The 17,445-nt window shown below is 73.4% G+C and carries 20 protein-coding genes; 14 read left to right on the top strand and 6 right to left on the bottom strand.

What is annotated here, in order from left to right:
* The first annotated feature begins 70 nt into the window (after positions 1-70).
* The 3 genes from ABZ386_RS12680 to ABZ386_RS12670 all read left to right on the top strand — a co-directional run bounded on the left by ABZ386_RS12680 (position 71) and on the right by ABZ386_RS12670 (position 2,111).
* Positions 71-286: a hypothetical protein gene (locus tag ABZ386_RS12680; RefSeq protein ID WP_358964713.1), complete on the top strand. Its 216-nt coding sequence runs from the start codon at positions 71-73 to the stop codon at positions 284-286.
* A 103-nt stretch (positions 287-389) separates the two neighbouring features.
* Positions 390-1,580 carry a CaiB/BaiF CoA-transferase family protein gene (locus ABZ386_RS12675; RefSeq protein WP_358964712.1) on the top strand — a complete coding sequence of 397 codons (1,191 nt, stop codon included), beginning with the start codon at positions 390-392 and terminating at the stop codon, positions 1,578-1,580.
* A 150-nt stretch (positions 1,581-1,730) separates the two neighbouring features.
* Positions 1,731-2,111, top strand: a complete 381-nt coding sequence (locus ABZ386_RS12670; protein WP_358964711.1) for an antibiotic biosynthesis monooxygenase — start codon at positions 1,731-1,733, stop codon at positions 2,109-2,111.
* On the opposite strand, the gene ABZ386_RS12665 is transcribed toward ABZ386_RS12670, so the two are convergent.
* Complete coding sequence (locus ABZ386_RS12665) at positions 2,112-3,095, bottom strand: TerC family protein (RefSeq protein ID WP_356617713.1); 984 nt, start codon at positions 3,093-3,095, stop codon at positions 2,112-2,114.
* An 84-nt stretch (positions 3,096-3,179) separates the two neighbouring features.
* Positions 3,180-3,824 carry a phosphoribosyltransferase family protein gene (locus ABZ386_RS12660; RefSeq protein ID WP_355725691.1) on the bottom strand — a complete coding sequence of 215 codons (645 nt, stop codon included), beginning with the start codon at positions 3,822-3,824 and terminating at the stop codon, positions 3,180-3,182.
* Between the two features lie 243 nt (positions 3,825-4,067).
* Between ABZ386_RS12660 and ABZ386_RS12655 the strand changes: the two genes are divergently transcribed.
* A complete protein-coding gene (locus tag ABZ386_RS12655) occupies positions 4,068-5,366 on the top strand; it encodes a polysaccharide pyruvyl transferase family protein (protein ID WP_355725688.1) in 1,299 nt (432 codons plus the stop codon).
* Between the two features lie 36 nt (positions 5,367-5,402).
* Positions 5,403-6,842 (top strand): FAD-dependent oxidoreductase, encoded by a 1,440-nt coding sequence (locus tag ABZ386_RS12650; RefSeq protein ID WP_356502442.1) that lies wholly within the window; start codon positions 5,403-5,405, stop codon positions 6,840-6,842.
* A gap of 69 nt (positions 6,843-6,911) precedes the next feature.
* Here the strand turns inward: ABZ386_RS12650 and ABZ386_RS12645 are convergent, their stop codons facing one another.
* Positions 6,912-7,568, bottom strand: coding sequence for an alpha/beta family hydrolase (locus tag ABZ386_RS12645; RefSeq protein ID WP_356502444.1), 657 nt, complete (start codon positions 7,566-7,568; stop codon positions 6,912-6,914).
* A gap of 118 nt (positions 7,569-7,686) precedes the next feature.
* On the opposite strand from ABZ386_RS12645, the gene ABZ386_RS12640 reads away from it, so the two are divergent.
* From ABZ386_RS12640 to ABZ386_RS12625, 4 genes are read left to right on the top strand one after another with little or no spacing between them, the layout of a single operon-like run.
* A complete protein-coding gene (locus tag ABZ386_RS12640) occupies positions 7,687-8,691 on the top strand; it encodes a DJ-1/PfpI family protein (RefSeq protein WP_351333149.1) in 1,005 nt (334 codons plus the stop codon).
* Positions 8,688-9,290 carry a DJ-1/PfpI family protein gene (locus ABZ386_RS12635; RefSeq protein WP_351333152.1) on the top strand — a complete coding sequence of 201 codons (603 nt, stop codon included), beginning with the start codon at positions 8,688-8,690 and terminating at the stop codon, positions 9,288-9,290. Before ABZ386_RS12640 ends, ABZ386_RS12635 begins: the two co-directional genes overlap by 4 nt.
* Before the next feature lie 57 nt (positions 9,291-9,347).
* On the top strand, positions 9,348-9,803 hold the full coding sequence (locus tag ABZ386_RS12630; protein ID WP_355728018.1) for an archease: 456 nt from the start codon (positions 9,348-9,350) through the stop codon (positions 9,801-9,803).
* 33 nt (positions 9,804-9,836) lie between these two features.
* Positions 9,837-10,937 (top strand): CapA family protein, encoded by a 1,101-nt coding sequence (locus tag ABZ386_RS12625; protein ID WP_358964710.1) that lies wholly within the window; start codon positions 9,837-9,839, stop codon positions 10,935-10,937.
* Between the two features lie 25 nt (positions 10,938-10,962).
* Here the strand turns inward: ABZ386_RS12625 and ABZ386_RS12620 are convergent, their stop codons facing one another.
* Positions 10,963-11,982, bottom strand: a complete 1,020-nt coding sequence (locus tag ABZ386_RS12620) for a sigma-70 family RNA polymerase sigma factor (RefSeq protein WP_358964709.1) — start codon at positions 11,980-11,982, stop codon at positions 10,963-10,965.
* A 116-nt stretch (positions 11,983-12,098) separates the two neighbouring features.
* Between ABZ386_RS12620 and ABZ386_RS12615 the strand changes: the two genes are divergently transcribed.
* The gene (locus ABZ386_RS12615) at positions 12,099-12,551 is read left to right on the top strand and encodes a YbhB/YbcL family Raf kinase inhibitor-like protein (protein ID WP_031121295.1); all 453 of its coding nucleotides are present in this window, start codon (positions 12,099-12,101) and stop codon (positions 12,549-12,551) included.
* A 147-nt stretch (positions 12,552-12,698) separates the two neighbouring features.
* The gene (locus ABZ386_RS12610; RefSeq protein WP_356502452.1) at positions 12,699-13,964 is read left to right on the top strand and encodes an MFS transporter; all 1,266 of its coding nucleotides are present in this window, start codon (positions 12,699-12,701) and stop codon (positions 13,962-13,964) included.
* Between the two features lie 39 nt (positions 13,965-14,003).
* Here the strand turns inward: ABZ386_RS12610 and ABZ386_RS12605 are convergent, their stop codons facing one another.
* On the bottom strand, positions 14,004-14,432 hold the full coding sequence (locus tag ABZ386_RS12605; RefSeq protein ID WP_114256767.1) for a VOC family protein: 429 nt from the start codon (positions 14,430-14,432) through the stop codon (positions 14,004-14,006).
* 293 nt (positions 14,433-14,725) lie between these two features.
* Here ABZ386_RS12605 and ABZ386_RS12600 point away from each other — a divergent pair, with 293 nt between their 5' ends.
* Together ABZ386_RS12600 and ABZ386_RS12595 are read left to right on the top strand one after the other, a co-directional pair.
* Positions 14,726-15,100 (top strand): SH3 domain-containing protein, encoded by a 375-nt coding sequence (locus ABZ386_RS12600; RefSeq protein WP_356617719.1) that lies wholly within the window; start codon positions 14,726-14,728, stop codon positions 15,098-15,100.
* A 61-nt stretch (positions 15,101-15,161) separates the two neighbouring features.
* Positions 15,162-15,536, top strand: a complete 375-nt coding sequence (locus ABZ386_RS12595; protein ID WP_114256765.1) for a peptidase M23 — start codon at positions 15,162-15,164, stop codon at positions 15,534-15,536.
* Positions 15,537-15,591: 55 nt separating this feature from the next.
* Here the strand turns inward: ABZ386_RS12595 and ABZ386_RS12590 are convergent, their stop codons facing one another.
* The gene (locus tag ABZ386_RS12590; protein WP_355727215.1) at positions 15,592-16,041 is read right to left on the bottom strand and encodes a hypothetical protein; all 450 of its coding nucleotides are present in this window, start codon (positions 16,039-16,041) and stop codon (positions 15,592-15,594) included.
* Positions 16,042-16,238: 197 nt separating this feature from the next.
* Between ABZ386_RS12590 and ABZ386_RS12585 the strand changes: the two genes are divergently transcribed.
* Positions 16,239-17,411, top strand: coding sequence for a hypothetical protein (locus ABZ386_RS12585; protein WP_356672825.1), 1,173 nt, complete (start codon positions 16,239-16,241; stop codon positions 17,409-17,411).
* Positions 17,412-17,445: the final 34 nt, after the last annotated feature.

The following is a 17,445-nucleotide window of genomic DNA, read 5'->3' as shown; positions in this document are numbered from 1 at the left end:
TATGGAGACCTCGACGCACCCTGGCTGTGTCGCGACGGTCAACCAGCCACGACGTACGAGGAGTCCCTTCATGAACAGCACCGACGCCACGGCCTGCCCGCACTGCGGATGGCCGGACGGGGGCGAGCCGTTCCAGGTGCTGTCCCGGCACACCACCGCGACGGGCCGCACGGAGTGGACGCGCTGCGGATGCGGCTCGCTGCAGGTCCGGGTCGTCGACGGGGCCGGGACACGCGTCGTCTCACGCAGCAGGCCGGCGGCCGGGTGCGGCGCGGCGAGCCGCTGACGGCTCGGGTGCGGGGGTGGGGGCCGGGGCGCCCATGCCGTCGCCCTCCCCCTGGGGGACACTGTCCGGGCGCCCTCCCGTACGACGTTCAGGAGCATCACGCATGAGCGTGCAGCGGTACCCCCTGGCCGGGATCACGGTGGTCAGCCTGGAGCAGGCCGTGGCCGCGCCCTACGCCACCCGGCAGCTCGCCGACCTCGGTGCGCGTGTCATCAAGGTGGAGCGGCCCGGCGGCGGTGACTTCGCCCGCCGGTACGACACGACCGTGCACGGCCACTCCAGCTATTTCGTGTGGCTCAACCGGTCCAAGGAGTCCCTCACGCTGGACCTGAAGGACCCGCGCGGCCGCGAGATCCTGCACGATCTCCTCGACGGCGCCGACGTCTTCGTGCAGAACCTCGCCCCGGGCGCCGCCGCCCGGCTCGGCATGGACACCGCCGGGGCCACCGGCCGCCGCCCCGACCTGATCGCGTGCACGATATCCGGCTGGGGCACGACCGGCCCCTGGGCGGACCGCAAGGCGTACGACCTGCTGGTGCAGTGCCAGACCGGGCTGGTGTCGCTGACCGGCACCCCGGAGGACACCGCCCGGACCGGGATCTCCGTCGCCGACATCGCCGCCGGGATGTACGCCTACAGCGGCATCCTCACGGCCCTGTACACCCGCGCGGTCACCGGCGAGGCCCACCCCGTGGAGGTGTCCCTGTTCGAGGCGCTCGCGGAGTGGATGGGCCAGCCCGCCTACTACACCCGGCACGGCGGCACCCAGCCCCCGCGCCTCGGCACCCAGCACGCCACGATCGCGCCGTACGGGACGTACACAGCCGCCGACGGCAAGGAGGTGCTGTTCTCCATCCAGAACGAGCGGGAATGGGCGGCGCTGTGCGCGGAGTTCCTCGGCCGGCCGGAGCTGGTCGACGACCCGCGCTTCGCCACCGCCTCCGACCGGGTCGCCCACCGCGAGGAGCTCAACACCGTCGTCGCCGGCCGCTTCGCCCGCTCCGGCTCCGACGAGATCCTCAAGGACCTGGAGCGCATCGGCATCGCCTGCGCCGGGGTCAACGACGTCGCCGCGTTCCTGGACCACCCGGTGCTGGCCGCGCGCGGACGCTGGACCGAGGTCGGGGTGCCGGGCGCCACGGTGGAGGCCCTGCTCCCGCCGGCCGACCTCGCGGACCTGCCCGCGCGCATGGACCCCGTACCGGCGGTGGGCGAGCACACCGAGGCGATCCTCACCGAACTGGGCCGCACCGCCGAGGAGGTGGCGGCGCTGCGCGCGGACGGCGTCGTCTGACCCGCGCGGCAGACCGACGTCCCGCCGGCGGCCCGGACGGACCCCGCCGTTCTGTGAGCCGGCAGGCTCGTGGCCGTTTCCGGGAGCTGGAGGAGAGCTCAGGCGGGAAAACGCTGGATCGCTCGGCGCATGCCGCCCTACGGTGGCGCCATGAGCGATCACTCGGAAGCGCCTGCCGCACCTGTGGAGGCCTTTGAACCTCCCTATTACGTGGCTGTCTTCACCACCGTGCGAACCCAGGACCAGAGCGGCTACAGCGAGACCAACGCGCGCATGGAAGACCTGGTGAAGGACGTCCCCGGGTTCCTGGGGATGGATCACGCGCAGACTCCTGGCGGGCTGGGCATCACCGTCGGGTACTTCCGCGACGCCGAGGCCCTCACGGAGTGGCGGACCAACGCCGAGCACCGCGCGGCGCAGAAGCGCGGGCGAGCCGAGTGGTACGAGAGCTACACGCTGCATGTGGCGAAAGTGGAGCGGAGCCACGGCTTCACGCGAGCGAAGGCCCCGCAGAGCCCGACAGCACGCTGACTAGTGGGACCCGGCCTCGCGGCGCGCCGCCTCCTCGGCCTGCTGCTGCTTCTTCGAGGCCCGCAGGCTGGTGATCGTGGTGACGGTCAGCACCAGCACGATGAAGCCGAGTGAGAAGGGGATGCTGATCTCCGGGACGTGCACGCCCGACTCGTGCAGGGCGTGCAGCACCAGCTTCACACCGATGAAGCCGAGGATGATCGACAGGCCGTAGGAGAGGTGGACCAGCTTCTTCAGCAGGCCGCCGATGAGGAAGTACAGCTGCCGCAGACCCATCAGGGCGAAGGCGTTCGCGGTGAAGACGATGTACGGGTCCTGCGTCAGGCCGTAGATCGCGGGGATGGAGTCGAGGGCGAACAGCACGTCGGTGGAGCCGATCGCGAGCATCACGACCAGCATCGGGGTCATGATCCGCTTGCCGTTCTCGGTGATGAACAGCTTCGTGCCGTGGTAGCGGTCGGCCACCCCGAAGCGCTCCTCCGCCATCTTCAGCAGCTTGTTCTCCTGGTACTCCTCCTCGTGCTCCTCCTTGCGGGCGTCCTGGACCAGCTTCCAGGCGGTCCAGATCAGGAAGGCGCCGAAGAGGTAGAACACCCAGGAGAAGGCGGAGATGATCGCCGCGCCGGCGGCGATGAACACGGCCCGCAGCACCAGGGCCATGATGACCCCCACCATCAGCACTCGCTGCTGGTACTGCGAGGGCACCGCGAACTTCGCCATGATCAGGACGAAGACGAAGAGGTTGTCGACGCTGAGCGACTTCTCGGTGATGTACCCGGCGAAGAACTCGCCCGTGGGCCCGCTCCCACCGTAGTACCAGAGCCCCAGCCCGAAGAGCACGGCCAGGACGATCCACACCACCGTCCAGGTCCCGGCTTCCTTGATGGACACGTCGTGGGGCTTGCGGCCGACGAAGAAGTCGACGGCGACGAGCACGCACAGGGCGGCCACGGTCAGCAGCCACACGGACAGCGAGACGTTCACTTGTTACTCCTGATGCAGGTGTGGGGATGGCACATCGTCGTCCGTGTGGCTGATTTTCGCCACTCCTGCCAGGTGAACAAATGGTCACAGCTGCGCGTGCAGCGCGTCCAGGACGTCCTGGTCCGTCAGCTGGTCGAAGTTCTCGTACCACAGGCCGACGGCCATGAACGCGGCCGGCTGGTGCAGGCAGATCACCTCGTCGGCCTCGGCGCGCATCAGCTCGGCGGCCTCGGGCGAGCACACCGGCGCCGCGAGCACCACCCGTTCGGGCGCCTGACGGCGCACGAAGCGCAGCGCGGCCCGGGCCGTGGAGCCGGTCGCCAGGCCGTCGTCGACCACGATCACGGTCCGCCCGCGCAGGTCGGGCGCGGGACGGCCCTGCCGGTACAGCCGCTCGCGGCGGCGCAGTTCCGCTCGTTCCCGCTCGATGACGGGGGCCAGGGCGGTCTCGCTCAGGCCCAGGTGGCGCAGGGCGTCCTCGTCGAGGAGCGGCACCTCGTCCCCGGCCATCGCGCCGACCCCGAACTCCTCCTGGAAGGGCGCGCCGATCTTCCGTACGACGAGGACGTCGAGCGGGGCGTCCAGCGCCCCGGCGACCTCGCGCGCCACGGCCACCCCGCCGCGGGGCAGGGCGAGCACGAGGGGATCGGGCAGGGCCCCCTCCCGCTGCCGGTCACGGAGTTTTCCGGCCAGTTCCAGTCCGGCCTGCCGTCGATCACGGAACCGCATGACGGTCACCTCTGCTTCCCGCCCACAGCCGGCGCCTCGGTCCGGCTCCCGCGTACCCCCGGCTCACCGGACAATGCGCACCTTCCGGACCTCCGTCACACTCGGAACGCGGGGTGTTTCCGGCCGGGCGGCACCGGCAACCCGGAACCGTGCGCACGGCACGCACCGTACGCACGGCACGGCTGTCCGTGCCGGTGGCGCCCCGGGCCACTGAGCAGACCCCGACGCGACGGGAGCACCCGGATGACCACTGCCCCTCCTGCTCCGCAGCCCGCCCGGCCGGGCCCGCGCATCGGCGTGCTGGGTTCGTACGGCGGCTTCAACATCGGCGACGAGTCGATCCTGACCTGTGTCCTGCGCTGTCTGCGCGCCCAGCGGCCCGACGCCGGCCTGGTCGTCTTCAGCCGGAACGCCGAGCACACCCGCGCCCATCACCCGGACGCCGACGAGGTGGTGGACTGGGAAGGCGTCAGCCGCAACCGGGTCCTGGACACACTGGCCTCGCTGGACCTGCTGATCCTGGGCGGCGGCGGGATCCTCTACGACGGTGAGGCACGCCGCTATCTGCGGCTGGTCCGGGCCGCTCAGGAACGCGGCATCCGCACGTTCTCCTACGCCGTCGGCGCGGGGCCGCTGCGGGAGCCCGACGACCGGGAGGCCGTGCGCACGGTCCTGGCCGAGATGGACGACGTCGTCGTGCGGGACGAGGAGTCCAAGCTGGTGCTGGAGGAGGTCGGGGTCGAGCGCGACGTGATCGTCACCGCCGATCCGGCGCTGCTGCTGGAGCCGGAGCCGTTCACCGACGAGATGATGCGCCACGAGGGCGTGCCCACCGACTCGCGTCTGGTCGGGATGTCGGTGCGGGAACCGGGCCGGGCGGCCGAGAAGCTGGACGAGGGCGACTACCACGCGCTGCTCGCCGACGTCGCCGACTTCCTGGTCCGCCGGCTGGACGCACACGTGGTGTTCCTGCCGATGGAACGGCACGACGTACGGCACGCGCACGCGGTGCTGTCCCACATGACCGCTCCCGACAAGGGGCGGATCCTGCACGGCTCGTACAGTCCGGGGCAGGTCCTGGGCTTCATGCGCCATCTGGACCTGGCGGTCGGCATGCGGCTGCACTTCGTGATCTTCGCGGCGCTCTCCGGGCTGCCGGTGCTGCCGCTGCCGTACTCGGGGAAGGTCTTCGACTTCGCCCGCCGGATGGGGGCTCCGGCCCTGGTGGGCGTGGCGCGGGAGCAGGCCGGGCTGCTGCTGGCGGAGGTGGACCGGCTGTGGGACGAGTATCCCGAGCGCCGGGAGGACCTGCACGCCCGCGTCCAGGAGCTGTCCACGCGGGCCCGCGAGACCTGCGCCCGCTGCGGCGTGCTGCTCGACGGGATCGACGGCCGGGCCGGTGTGTCCCTGGAGCCGGAGGTGCCCGCTGAGGCGGCCACCGGGGCGGCCACGGGGGCGGATCCGGCCCTGGCCACGGACCCGGGCGCGGAGGCGGAGCCGCCGCGTCCGCCCACTGCCGAACCGCGCCCGCTGGGCGTGTGACGCCGGGGCCGGGGCCCCGTCCGCGGGAGGACACCGATGCCGATCCTGCAAGAACCGAGCAAGCCCCGCACGGTCACCCTGCCCGCCCGGCCCGCCCGGCACGGCGGCCGGACGGAGGTCCTGGTGGTGGGCGGCGGCCCGGCCGGGTTCGCGGCGGCCGTCGCGGCGGCCGACGCCGGGGCCGAGGTCGTCCTGGTGGAGCGCTACGGCTTCCTCGGCGGCAACGCGACCGCGGCGCTGGTCATGCCGCTGATGTCGTTCCACAACGAGCACAAGCAGGCCGCGTTCACCGAGGACGGCGAGGACTCCCGGCTGCTGCCCACCGACCACGGCGAGGGCGAACCGGTCGTCCAGGGCGTGCTGTGGCGGCTGCTGGACCGGCTCATGGGGCGCGGCGGCTGCCTGAAGCCGTCGCCGAGGACCGGGTACACGGTCCCCTTCGATCCCGAGCTGTTCAAGCTGGTGCTGCTCGACATGATGGACGAGGCGGGCGTGCGGATGCTCTTCCACGCCTTCGCCTCGACCGCGCTGCGCCTGGAGGACGGCTGGCGGGTGGTGTTCGAGACCAAGTCGGGGCCGGTGGTGATCGACGCCGACGTGGTCGTGGACGGCACCGGCGACGGTGATGTCGCGGCGGCCTGCGGGGCGCCGTACGAGATCGGCCGGCCGGAGGACGGGCTGGTGCAGCCGATGACGCTGATGTTCCGTGTCGCGGACTTCGCGCGGCCGGACTTCGCCGCGTACGTGCGGGAGCATCCCGACCAGTGGCGCGGGGTGCACGGCCTGTGGGACCTCGTGGAGGAGGCCCGGGCGGACGGCGATCTGCGGCTGCCGCGCGAGGACATCCTGTTCTTCGCGACCCCGCATCCGCGGGAGCTGAGCGTCAACAGCACCCGCGTGACCAGGGTGCTCGGCACCAGCGTGTGGGACCTGACCCGGGCCGAGTACACCGCCCGGCGCCAGCTCGCGGAGATCGACCGGTTCCTGCGCACCCGCGTGCCCGGCTTCGAGGAGTCGTACGTGGTGCAGAGCGGCACCCACATCGGTGTCCGGGAGACCCGGCGCGTCGTCGGCGACTACCAGCTCACCGGTCACGACATCCTGGCCGCCCGCCCCTTCCCGGACGTCGTCGCGCACGGCGCCTACCCCGTCGACATCCACAACCCGCGTGGCTCCGGAACGGTCCTGAAGCGGGTGCCCGCGGGCAGCTTCTACGACATCCCGCTGCGCTGCCTCGTGCCGCGGGGGACCGAGCGGCTGCTGGTGGCGGGCCGCTGCATCTCGGGCACGCACGTGGCGCACTCCTCGTACCGGGTGATGCCGATCGCGATGGCGACGGGCCAGGCGGCGGGGGTGTGCGCCGCGCTGACCGTGCGCCACGGGCACGGGCCGCGGGGCGTGCCGTACCGGCGCGTGCAGCGGGAGCTGCTGCGGCAGGGCGCCCGGTTGCGGATCGACCTGCCGGTGAGCGGCTGAGCGCGGCGACCGGGGCGGGCCCGGTGCGCGCGGCGGCCCGCCGGGTCCCTCGGCGCCGACCCTAGCCGGTCAGCCCGCCGCGGTCCGCAGCTGCTCGTCGCACCACCGCCGGGCCGTCTCGGTGACCTGGTCGAGCGCGCCCGGCTCCTCGAACAGATGGGTGGCGCCGGGTACCACGTGGAGGGTGTGCGGGGCGTGCAGCCGCCCGGCCGCCTCCTCGTTGAGCCGCAGCACGTGCTCGTCCCGGCCGCCCACGATCAGCAGCACCGGGGCCCGTACGGCGTCCAGGGCGTCGCCCGCGAGGTCGGGCCGGCCGCCGCGTGAGACGACCGCCCGCACCCGGTCGGGGCGCCGGGCGGCGGCGACCAGGGCCGCGCCCGCGCCGGTGCTGGCGCCGAACAGGACGACGGGCAGGCCGTGGGTGCCGGGCCACCGCGCCAGCCAGTCGATCGCGGCCACCAGCCGGCGGCCCAGCAGGGGGATGTCGAAGCGGAGTTCGGCGGTCAGGGCGTCCTGCTGTTCCTCCGCCTCGGTGAGCAGGTCGACGAGCAGGGTGCCGAGGCCGGCGGTGCGCAGGCCGGCGGCGACCTCGCGGTTGCGGGGACTGTGCCGGGAGCTGCCGCTGCCGTGCGCGAACAGCACGACCGCGCGGGCGTCCGGGGGCACGGCCAGGTCGCCGGTGAGGGCGGCGCCGCCGGCCGGCACGGTGACGGTCCGGGAGATCATCGCGAGCCTCCTCTCCCCCCGGGTCCCGTGGTACCCCCGCTGCGGCGGACGTCCCATGGCGCGATCTGTGGGATGTGTGTCGTTGACGCCATGATCCGGGCCGGTGGAGCGTGGAGGGGTGACAGAGCGCCGTATCGTCTTCGTCGTCTTCGACGGCTTCCAGCCGCTCGACCTCACCGGCCCGCACGAGGTGTTCCACGGCGCGGGCGGGTACGCCTGCGAGGTCGTGGCGGCCCGGCCGGGACCGGTCCGGTCGGTCAGCGGGCTGCTCGTGCACGCCGCGCACGGGGTGGCGGACCTCGACCCGGCCGGCACGGACACCCTCGTGGTGGTCGGCGGCGGGGGCGTGGACCGGGCCCGGGAGGACGCGGCGCTGGTCTCCTGGATCGCCGCCGCGGCGGCCGGTGCCCGGCGCGTGGCCTCGGTGTGCAGCGGGGTGTTCCTGCTGGCGGCCGCGGGCCTGCTGGACGGACGGCGGGTCACCACGCACTGGGCGCGGGAGGAGCAGCTCGCCCGGGAGCATCCCGGGGTGCGGGTGGACTGCGACCCGATCTTCGTCCGGGACGGGCGGGTGTGGACCTCGGCCGGTGTGACGGCCGGCATGGATCTGGCGCTCGCCCTGGTGGAGGACGACCGGGGCCGGGAGGTCGCGCACGCGGTCGCCCGTCAGCTGGTGCTCTTCCTGCGCCGTCCGGGCGGCCAGTCGCAGTTCAGCGTGGCGCTGTGGTCGCGGCAGCCGGCGACGGACCCCGTGCGGGCCGCCGTCACCGCGATCCACGCCGATCCGGGCGCCCGGCACGACATCGCCTCGCTCGCCGCGCACGCGGGGCTGAGCCCGCGCCATCTGCAGCGCCGCTTCACCGCCGAGCTGGGTGTGCCGCCGGCCGCGTACGTCGAGCGGGTGCGCGTCGAGGCGGCCCGGCGCGCCCTGACCGAGGGGGACGAGCCGGTCGAGGCCGTCGCCCGCCGCTGTGGCTTCGCCACCGCCGAGACCCTGCGCCGCACGTTCCACCGCCGGCTCGGAGTCGCCCCGTCGGAGTACCGCGCGAGGTTCCGCTCCACGGCGGCGCCCGCCGGCGCACTCCCCGATCATCACGTCTCCAAGGAAGGTGAACCCGTATGACGACCTACGGCCTGCTGGTCTTCGAGGATGCCGAGGAGCTCGACTTCGTGGGGCCCTGGGAGGTGTTCACCGTCTCGGCCATGCTCCGTGGCGGCGCCGACCGGGCCGTGCTGGTCGCCGAGCACCCCGGGCCCGTGCGCTGCAACAAGGGCCTGCGGGTGCTGCCCGACCACACGCTGGACGACCATCCGCCGCTGGACGTGCTGCACGTGCCGGGCGGGCGGGGAGCCCGTGAGACGCAGCTGCACAACCGGGTGGTGACCGACTGGATCGGGAAGACCGCGGAACAGGCGGCGTGGGTGCACGGGGTGTGCACCGGCACGTTCCTGCTGCACGCCGCCGGGCCCGCCCGCGGACGCCGGGTGGCCACCCACTGGAGCCGGGAGGACACCCTTGAGGCGCGGGGCGATGTCACGGTGGTCCGGGACGCCCGCTATGTCGTGGACGGCAACCTGGTCACCAGCCAGGGTGTCTCGGCCGGCATCGACAGCGCGCTGTGGCTGGTGGGCCGGCTGCACGGCCGGGAGCACGCGCGGGCGGTGCGCCGTTACATCCAGTACGACCCGGCACCGCCCTACCTGGCGGACGAGCCCGTCTGACCCGGGTGCCGGTGCCGTGCGCTGCATGGGTCCGCCTGCCCCGGGCAGCCGATGTTCATGGGCGGTGACAGGGACGACGGCGGACAGGTGAGGCAACCGGGCGGCTGGGGGCACCGGGCGGTGCCGCACCCGGGCGACATCCGGATCGAGGCGTGGGCGGCGTGCCGGGAGCACTGTCTGGCGGAGGCCGTACTGGCGATGGTGGAGTGCTTCGCGGACCTGTCCGGGGTGCGGCCCACCGCCGTGGACCGGGTGCGGCTGGCCGAGGCCAGCGACGACGACCTGCTCGCCACACTGCTGGACGAGGTCATCTTCCGGCTGGAGGCGTACGGCGAGGTGCCGGTGGACGTGGAGGCGGACGAGGCCGACGGCGGCCTGGACGTCCGGCTGGCGGTCACCGGCCTCGATCGCGTGCGGATCACCGGGGACATCCCGACGGCGGTGGCGTGGAACGAGCTGCGCATCGGGCCGGACCCGTACGGCTGGTCGTGTGCGGTGACGGTCGACGCGTGACCCGGCCGGCCCCGGTGTGCCTACGGTGGAGACGTGGGCGGCGGAGTCGTGACGCTGTTCCTGTGCGGTGACGTGATGCTCGGGCGCGGCGTCGACCAGATCCTGGCGCACCCCGGCGATCCGGCGCTGCGCGAGGCGTACGTCGTGGACGCGCGGACCTACGTCCGGCTGGCGGAGGCGGCACACGGCCCGGTGCCCGCGCCCGTCCCTCCGTCCTGGCCGTGGGGCGAGGCGCTGCGGGTGCTGGCCGAGGCCGCCCCGGACGCCCGGATCGTGAACCTGGAGACGTCGGTGACGCGCGGCGACACGTTCGACCCGGACAAGGAGATCCACTACCGGATGCACCCGGCGGGCCTGCCCGCCCTGGCCGTGGCCCGGCCCGACGTGACGGTCCTCGCCAACAACCACGTCCTGGACTTCGGCCGCCCGGGCCTGCTGGAGACTCTGGACGCGCTGGCCCGGGCTGGGTTGCGGACGGCGGGCGCGGGCCGGGACGCCGACCGGGCGTACGCACCGGCGGTGGTGCCTCTGCCCGGCGGGCGGCGGCTGCTGGTGTTCGCCCTCGGGGCGCGCTCCAGCGGGATCCCGTCCGGCTGGGCGGCGACGACGGACCGGCCGGGCGTCGCGTACCTGCCCGACCTCTCGGCCGCCGCGGCCGACACCGTCGTACGGCGGGTCCGGCAGGTCCGGCGGGCCGGTGACCTCACCGTCGTGTCCGTGCACTGGGGTTCGAACTGGGGGTACCACGTGCCCCGGGAGCAGGTGCGGTTCGCGCGCGCCCTGGTGGACGGCGGGGTGGACGTCGTCCACGGGCACTCCTCGCACCATCCCCGCCCGCTGGAGGTGTACCGGGAGCGGCTGATCCTGTACGGCTGCGGCGACTTCGTCGACGACTACGAGGGGATTCGCGGGTACGAGGAGTACCGCGACGACCTGCGGCTCGCGTTCCTGGTCTCGGTCGAGGCGGACGGCGGGCGGCTGACGGGCCTGCGCATGGTGCCGCTGCGGGCGCGGCGGCTGCGGCTGGAGCCCGCGCCCCCGGAGGACCGCGCGTGGCTGCGGGCGACGCTGGACCGGATCAGCCGTGGGGTGGGCGTGGCGCTGGAGGCCGACGGCTCGCTGACACTGGTGTGAGCGGCGCTGGAGGCTGGACGCCGGGTCAGCCGGCCCAGGCCAGCAGGCGCTCCCGGTTGCCGGGCTCGCGCAGCCGGGCCAGGGACTCCTTCTCCAGCTGGCGCACCCGCTCCCGGGTCAGGCCGACGCGCTTCGCGACCTCCTCCCGGGTACGGGTGTGGCCGTCGTGGAGGCCGTAGCGCAGGGTGAGGATCATGGCCTCGCGGGGCGCGAGCGTGCCCACCGCCTCGCGGAGTTCCTCGGCGAGCGCCTGGTACTCGGCGACTTCGGGCGCCTGGAGCACCTCGGTGTCGGGGATGAGGTCGCCGACGACGGTCTCGCCGGTCTCGTCCACGGGCGTGTCCAGGCTGACGGCGTGCCGGCCGACGCGGCGCAGCCAGCCGATCCGGTCCACGGCGAGGCCGCTCTCCCGGGCCACCTCCTCGACGCTCGGCTCGCGGTCCAGGTCGTGGCGGAGCCGCCGCTCGACCTTGGCGACCTTCTGCAGCTGCTCGACGACGTGCATCGGCAGCCGTACCGTGCGGGCGTGCGCGGCCAGGCCCCGTTCGATGGCCTGGCGGATCCACCAGGTCGCGTAGGTGGAGAACTTGAAGCCCTTGGTGTGGTCGAACTTCTCCACGGCCCGGATCAGGCCGAGGTTGCCCTCCTGGATCACGTCCAGCAGGGGCAGACCGCGGTGGGCGTGCCGTTTGGCCATCGAGACCACGAGCCGGAGGTTGGCCCGGACCATGTGGTCCTTGGCCGCCTGCCCGTCGCGGGCGGTCTCCTCCAGTTCCCCGCGCCGCTCGGGTGCGAGGTCGCTCTCACCGGCGTCGGCCCGCTCCAGTTCCTCCAGCGCCCGCTCACCGGTCCGCATCCGCCGGGCCAGCCGTACCTCGTCCTCCGCGGTGAGCAGCGGCGTCGCCGCGATCTGCGCGAGGTACTGGCCGAGCAGGTCCGGTTCCTCGTCGGGCTCGGGGATGCGGCTGCGCAGCCGTGCGGTGCGAGCGGGGGCGCGGCGGTCCTCGCGGGCATCGGCCGCGGGGTCTTCTGCCAGGGGAGACATCCTCGTGTTCCTCCGTCTCCTGCCTCGTTCCGGCTCGCTCCGGAGAGGTTCCCGGGTACCCGCGAGGATCGGTGCCGAACCGCATGCCCGGGCGCGGCGAGGGTACTCCGGGGCATATGACCGGCATCGAACTGCGCAGCGACGCGTTCAACGACCACTCCTTCATCGCGCGCCGGTACGCGTACGAGGGACCGAACGTCTCTCCGCCGCTGACCTGGAGCGGCGTACCGGACGACGCGGCCGAACTGGTCCTGCTCTGCGAGGACCCCGACGCCCCGTCGGGCACCTTCGCGCACTGGGTGGTGGTGGGCATCGACCCGCACAGCGACGGCGTCGAGGCCGGGCACTGCCCACCGGGCGGCACGGAACTCGTCAACGGCTACGGGCAGCAGGGCTGGGGCGGCCCCCATCCCCCGCCGGGTGACGACGCCCACCACTACTTCTTCCGGCTCTACGCCCTGTCCGAACCGTGCGTGCTGCCCGACGCGCCCCGGGCGGACCAGGTGCACGAGGAGGTCGAGAAGCGGCGGATCGCCGACGGGACGCTGGTGGGGCTGTACCAGCGCTGAGGCCCTGAGCCGCGCCTGCCCTCGTGGCACAACGGGTGGTTGTGGCACGGGTGACGGGCGGTTGTTTGCCCGGCCCGCCCGGTCCTCGCTTGGATGGCTCCCGGTCAACACGGGGTTGTCCGCGGGAGCTGGGAGTGTGCGCCGGGCATGGCGGGCAGACGGTCGCTGGGGCGGCGGTTCGGGTGGCTGTGGGGCGCGTACGCGGTCAGTACGGCCGGTACGTGGCTGGCGTTCGACGCGTTCGCCCTGATCGCGGTCCTGGTGCTGGACGCCGGGCCGACGCAGGTGGCGCTGCTGGCGGCGGTGGGTCCGGCCGTCGGCGCCGCGGTGTCGGTGCCGCTCGGGCCGTGGGTGGAGCCGCGCCGGAAACGGCCGGTGATGATCGCGGCGGACCTGGTGCGGTGCGCGGTGCTGCTGAGCGTCCCCGTGGCGTTCGCCCTGGGCCGGCTCGGCTTCGGTCAGCTGCTGCTGGTGTCGGTGGTGGTCGCGGCGGCCGACATCACCTTCAACGCGTCGGCCGGGGCGTTCCTGAAGGAGCTGGTGCCGCGGCGGGACCTGCTGGTCGCGAACGGGCGGTTCGAGGCGACGATGTGGACCGCGAGCATGGCCGGGCCGCCGCTGGGCGGGGCCGCGATCGGGCTGTTCGGTCCGGTGACGACCGTGGTGGCCGACGCGGTGAGCTATCTGCTCTCGGCGGCCGGGCTCCGGGCGATGGGCGACGGCGAGAAGCGCCCGGTGCGGCCCGAGGCCGCCACGGTCCGGCTCCGGGCGGGCGACCTGCTCGGCGGCTGGCGGCACATCCTGGCCGATCCGGCCCTGCGGCCGCTGTTCTTCAACACGGTCCTGGTCAACGCCCTGATCATGGCGGCCTCACCGCCGCTGCTCGTCCTGATGGTCGACGACCTGCGCTTCGCGCCCTGGCAGTACGCCCTCGCCTTCGCCGTGCCCTGCACCGGCGGCCTGCTCGGCTCACGGCTGGCCCCCCGGCTGGTCACGCGGTTCGGGCGGCACCGGGTGCTGCTCGGGGCCGGGGTGCTGCGGGCGTGCTGGTCGGTCGGTCTGGCCTTCGCCGGCCCCGGCGCGACCGGGCTGGCGCTGGTGATGCTGGTCGAGTTCGGCCTGATCACGTGCTGCGCCGTGTTCAACCCGGTGTTCGCCACCTTCCGCCTCGACCGGACCCCCGCCGACCGGGTCACCCGCACCCTGGCCGCCTGGTCGGCCACCGGCAAGGCGGCCACCGCGGCCCTGACCGCCCTGTGGGGCCTGCTGGCGGCGCGGACCGGCCCTCGTACGGCCCTCGCCCTCGCCGGTGTCCTGCTCCTCGCCAGCCCGCTCCTGCTCCCCCGCCGGGACCACGCGCCGGACACCGACGCCGAGCCCGCGCCCCTGGCCCTGGAGGCGGACGGCGGCTGAACGGCCGTTCAGCCGCCGCGCGGACTCCGGGAAGCCGGGTCAGACCGCCCCGGGCACGTCCTCCGTGACCCCGTTCAGCGGGGAGGACGGATCGGCGCCGTACGGGCGGGTGATGATCTCCATGCCGTGGCCCGCCGGGTCGAGGAAGTAGACCCCGCGGCCGCCGTCGTTGCGGTTGATCCGGCGCGGGTGGTTGCCGTGCGGATCGGCCTGGATGGGTATCCGGGCCTCGATGAGACGGGCGAGGGCCTCGTCGAACTCGTCCTCGGAGACGAGGAACGCGTAGTGCTGCATGGGGATGTCGGCGTCGATGGTGAGGAAGTCCAGCGTGACGCCGTTGGCGGTCGTCACCGGCAGGAACACCCCGGCCGGTGCCCCGACCTCCAGCCCCAGGATCCCGGCGAGGAAGTGGGCGGACCTCTCCCGGTCACGGGACAGGACGATGGTGTGGTTGAACTCGACTGACACGGTTGAATGCCTCCACGGGCATCTTCGCGGCGCCTCCATGCCTCACCCGGCCGGTGACCGGCACGCGATGCCGCGCCGTGGATCGTAGACAGAGGCGGCCGGGGCCGTCGAGCGGTTTTCGGCCGTATCGAGATCCCTGGCGCGGAGTCCCTGTCCCGGCACCCGGCGCCCCCGCCTCAGCCTCTCCCTCTGCTTCTGTCGCCCCCGAGGATCCTGACAATTGTCAGGGACCGTGTCGCCCCGGGCCTCCCTACAGTTCTGAGCGTCGGCCACACCGTCAGGGGGAACACGACATGTCCACTCGTCTCTTCGCCAAGGCCGCGCTCGTCGGTGCCGGGGCGCTCGCGCTGCTCGGCCCGCTCACCGCCGGGACCGCGACCGCGGCCACCGTCGGCGAGCAGGGCGGCGCCCGCGTCCTGGCCGCGCCGTACGCGGTCGTACCGTACGAGAACGTCAACGTCCGCCGGGGGCCGGGCACCGGCTACGGCATCATCACCACCGTCGCGGCGGGCCAGCCGCTCGGCGCCTACTGCTGGACCCGCGGCGAGCGCATCACCGACAACGGCTACTCCAACGACGTCTGGGTGAAGCTCCTCGAGGGCTATGTCAGCGCCGTGTACCTCAAGGGCGACGAGTACGGCGACCTGCCCGCCTCGGCGCGCTGCTGATCCGGGCCATGACCTGCCCCGGTCCCACCACCCACACCTTCTTCCCACGGGGGACAGACACATGAAGCGACTGATCAGCCGTACCGCCCTGGGCCTCGCCGTGACCGCGCTCGCCGTCGGCGGACTCGGCACCACGGCCCAGGCGGCCCCGGCCGGCGCCAACGGCGGCGACCCGACCCTCACCGACGTCTACATCTGGGCGACCGACGTCAACCTGCGCCAGCAGCCGACCACCGACTCCCCGCGTCTCGCGGTCCGTTCGAAGTGGTGGGCGGACGCCATCTGCCAGACGCAGGGCCAGACCGTGCACGACCCGGCCGTCGGCACCAACAACTGGTGGACCGCCGTCATGGAGCTCTCGGGCAGCGACGTGGCCTGGGTGAACAACCTGTACATCCGGGGCGGCGAGAAGATCGCCGGCGTTCCGGACTGCTGACGTACGCCGAAGGGGGCGGACCGGAGCACCGGCCGCCCCCTTCGGTGTGTGCGGCTCAGTACCAGCCGGTCTCGGTCAGGTCGTGGCCGTCGCACGAGAGCACGGCGCGCGAGACGCGGCCGTTGAGGTTGTTGCCCATCTGCGTGTAGGCGTAGTTGATGCCGGGGTCGACGGTCTCGGAGACCCATCCGTCGACGCGCCCCACACTGTTGTTGGAACGCTGCAGCACGGCCGCGCAGTTGGCCCGGGAGTTCTCGATCCGGGCGAACGAGCCGCACTTGTCGGAGTAGAAGTACTTCAGGGCCATGCCCTCGGCGTACTTGGTGGCACCGATCTGCCGGAACGTGCCCGAGCAGTAGGAGGTGGTGGGGTACTGCCCCTCCATCCCGTAGGCCCCGTAGTTGCCGCCCGAGTACGGCGCGGCCTGGGCGGAGGTCGGCAGGAGCGCCATCATCGCGGCGGCTCCCCCGGCGGCCAGCAGTGTCCTGAGTGATCGGCGGCTCATGAGCCCTCTTTCGTTCGTGTGTCGGCGGGTGTTTCCGTGGCGACCGTACGGGCCGTCACCAGGCCGCCGACACCTGACATTTATCAGGGTGGACGTGCCCTGACATTCGTCAGGACCGCACGCGCCCCCCGCGCTCCTACGGTGTCGGCACGGGGCCGCGGCTCCGCCGGACAGCCGGACGACCAGGAAGGCCAACCATGCGCATGCTGCTGCGCGGCGCCGCCGCGCTCGCGACCCTCGTCACGGTCGCGTCGCTCACGAGCGGTGCCGCGGCGGTCCCCCGGCCGGAGACGGCCACCCGAGCGGTGGGGGCCGCCCAGATCCCGGACGGCGTCACCGCCGGCGTCGCCGTCTTCGACCGCCGGACCGGCACGTTCACCGAACAGGTCGACGCGAGCGCGCGGTTCCGGTCCGCCTCGGTCGTGAAACTGCTGCTGACGCTGGACTTCCTCTGGAACCGCGGCCCCGGCTACACCGTCCCCGCGTCCGACCGGGCCCTGCTGGAGCCGATGCTGCGCAGCAGTGACGACGACGCCGCGAACCACTACTGGTCGGCGTACGGCGGTCCGGCGATCATCGACCGGATGTCCGCCCGGCTCGGCCTGCGCGACACCGCGCCGCCGCCCGCCGGGTACGCGGGCTTCTGGGGCTACACCGCCCTCTCCGCCCGGGACACGGTGACGATCTACCGGTACGTCCTGGAGCAGGCGCCCACGCCCGTCCGCGACTTCGTCATGGACAACCTGCGCCGCTCCACCCGCTGCTCCTCCACCGACCACTTCGACCAGCACTTCGGCATCGCGGGGGCGTTCGACCGCCCCTGGGCGGTGAAGCAGGGCTGGTCCGGGAAGTTCGGGGAGGGGACCTGCGGCCCGCAAGGGGCGGCCGCGGCCCCGGCGGCACCGGCCGGGGCCACCGCCCGTGCCGCCGCGGACGTGGACCTCACCCGCCCCGCGCTGCACACCACCGGCACGGTGGGCGCGGACGACCGGGCGATCGTGGCCGTGCTGACGCTGCACCCGGTGGGCACCTCGTACGGGAAGGCCTACACCGACCTCGGGCGGCTGACCCGGTCGCTGAACGTGCCGGGTGCGGCGCGGCCCGCCGGGACGTGGTTCGGCACGTGGGGCGAGTCGGTGAACGTCCGCAAGGGCCCGACCACCGGTGACGACCGGATGACGCGACTGCCGGCCGGGGTCGAGGTGCTGGTGGGCTGCCAGATCCGCGGCCAGGTGGTCAGCGTGCCGCCCTACACCAACGAGTGGTGGGCCTATCTGCCCCAGTACGGCGGCTACATCTCCAACATCTACATCAGCTCGCCGGACAACCGGCTGCCGAACGTCCCGGAGTGCGGATCGCCGCGGCCGTGACGGGAACGGGGGACGAGCGGGGGGCGGGGCCGAG

This window comes from Streptomyces sp. NPDC006140 (assembly GCF_040628815.1).
Taxonomy (GTDB): Bacteria; Actinomycetota; Actinomycetes; order Streptomycetales; family Streptomycetaceae; genus Streptomyces.
Note: the sequence above shows the minus strand (reverse complement) of the source record. Positions and strands in the feature narration are given on the sequence as shown.

What these genes read in the sequence shown, in the direction of transcription:
- ABZ386_RS12645 (WP_356502444.1), bottom strand. Translation starts at nt 7,568, where the DNA reads ATGATCTCCCGGACCGTCACCGTGCCGGCCGGCGGCGCCGCCCTCACC.
- ABZ386_RS12585 (WP_356672825.1), top strand. Translation starts at nt 16,239, where the DNA reads ATGCGCATGCTGCTGCGCGGCGCCGCCGCGCTCGCGACCCTCGTCACG.
- ABZ386_RS12610 (WP_356502452.1), top strand. Translation starts at nt 12,699, where the DNA reads ATGGCGGGCAGACGGTCGCTGGGGCGGCGGTTCGGGTGGCTGTGGGGC.
- ABZ386_RS12675 (WP_358964712.1), top strand. Translation starts at nt 390, where the DNA reads ATGAGCGTGCAGCGGTACCCCCTGGCCGGGATCACGGTGGTCAGCCTG.
- ABZ386_RS12650 (WP_356502442.1), top strand. Translation starts at nt 5,403, where the DNA reads ATGCCGATCCTGCAAGAACCGAGCAAGCCCCGCACGGTCACCCTGCCC.
- ABZ386_RS12670 (WP_358964711.1), top strand. Translation starts at nt 1,731, where the DNA reads ATGAGCGATCACTCGGAAGCGCCTGCCGCACCTGTGGAGGCCTTTGAA.
- ABZ386_RS12595 (WP_114256765.1), top strand. Translation starts at nt 15,162, where the DNA reads ATGAAGCGACTGATCAGCCGTACCGCCCTGGGCCTCGCCGTGACCGCG.
- ABZ386_RS12590 (WP_355727215.1), bottom strand. Translation starts at nt 16,041, where the DNA reads ATGAGCCGCCGATCACTCAGGACACTGCTGGCCGCCGGGGGAGCCGCC.
- ABZ386_RS12600 (WP_356617719.1), top strand. Translation starts at nt 14,726, where the DNA reads ATGTCCACTCGTCTCTTCGCCAAGGCCGCGCTCGTCGGTGCCGGGGCG.
- ABZ386_RS12615 (WP_031121295.1), top strand. Translation starts at nt 12,099, where the DNA reads ATGACCGGCATCGAACTGCGCAGCGACGCGTTCAACGACCACTCCTTC.
- ABZ386_RS12620 (WP_358964709.1), bottom strand. Translation starts at nt 11,982, where the DNA reads ATGTCTCCCCTGGCAGAAGACCCCGCGGCCGATGCCCGCGAGGACCGC.
- ABZ386_RS12680 (WP_358964713.1), top strand. Translation starts at nt 71, where the DNA reads ATGAACAGCACCGACGCCACGGCCTGCCCGCACTGCGGATGGCCGGAC.
- ABZ386_RS12630 (WP_355728018.1), top strand. Translation starts at nt 9,348, where the DNA reads ATGGGCGGTGACAGGGACGACGGCGGACAGGTGAGGCAACCGGGCGGC.
- ABZ386_RS12635 (WP_351333152.1), top strand. Translation starts at nt 8,688, where the DNA reads ATGACGACCTACGGCCTGCTGGTCTTCGAGGATGCCGAGGAGCTCGAC.
- ABZ386_RS12660 (WP_355725691.1), bottom strand. Translation starts at nt 3,824, where the DNA reads ATGCGGTTCCGTGATCGACGGCAGGCCGGACTGGAACTGGCCGGAAAA.
- ABZ386_RS12655 (WP_355725688.1), top strand. Translation starts at nt 4,068, where the DNA reads ATGACCACTGCCCCTCCTGCTCCGCAGCCCGCCCGGCCGGGCCCGCGC.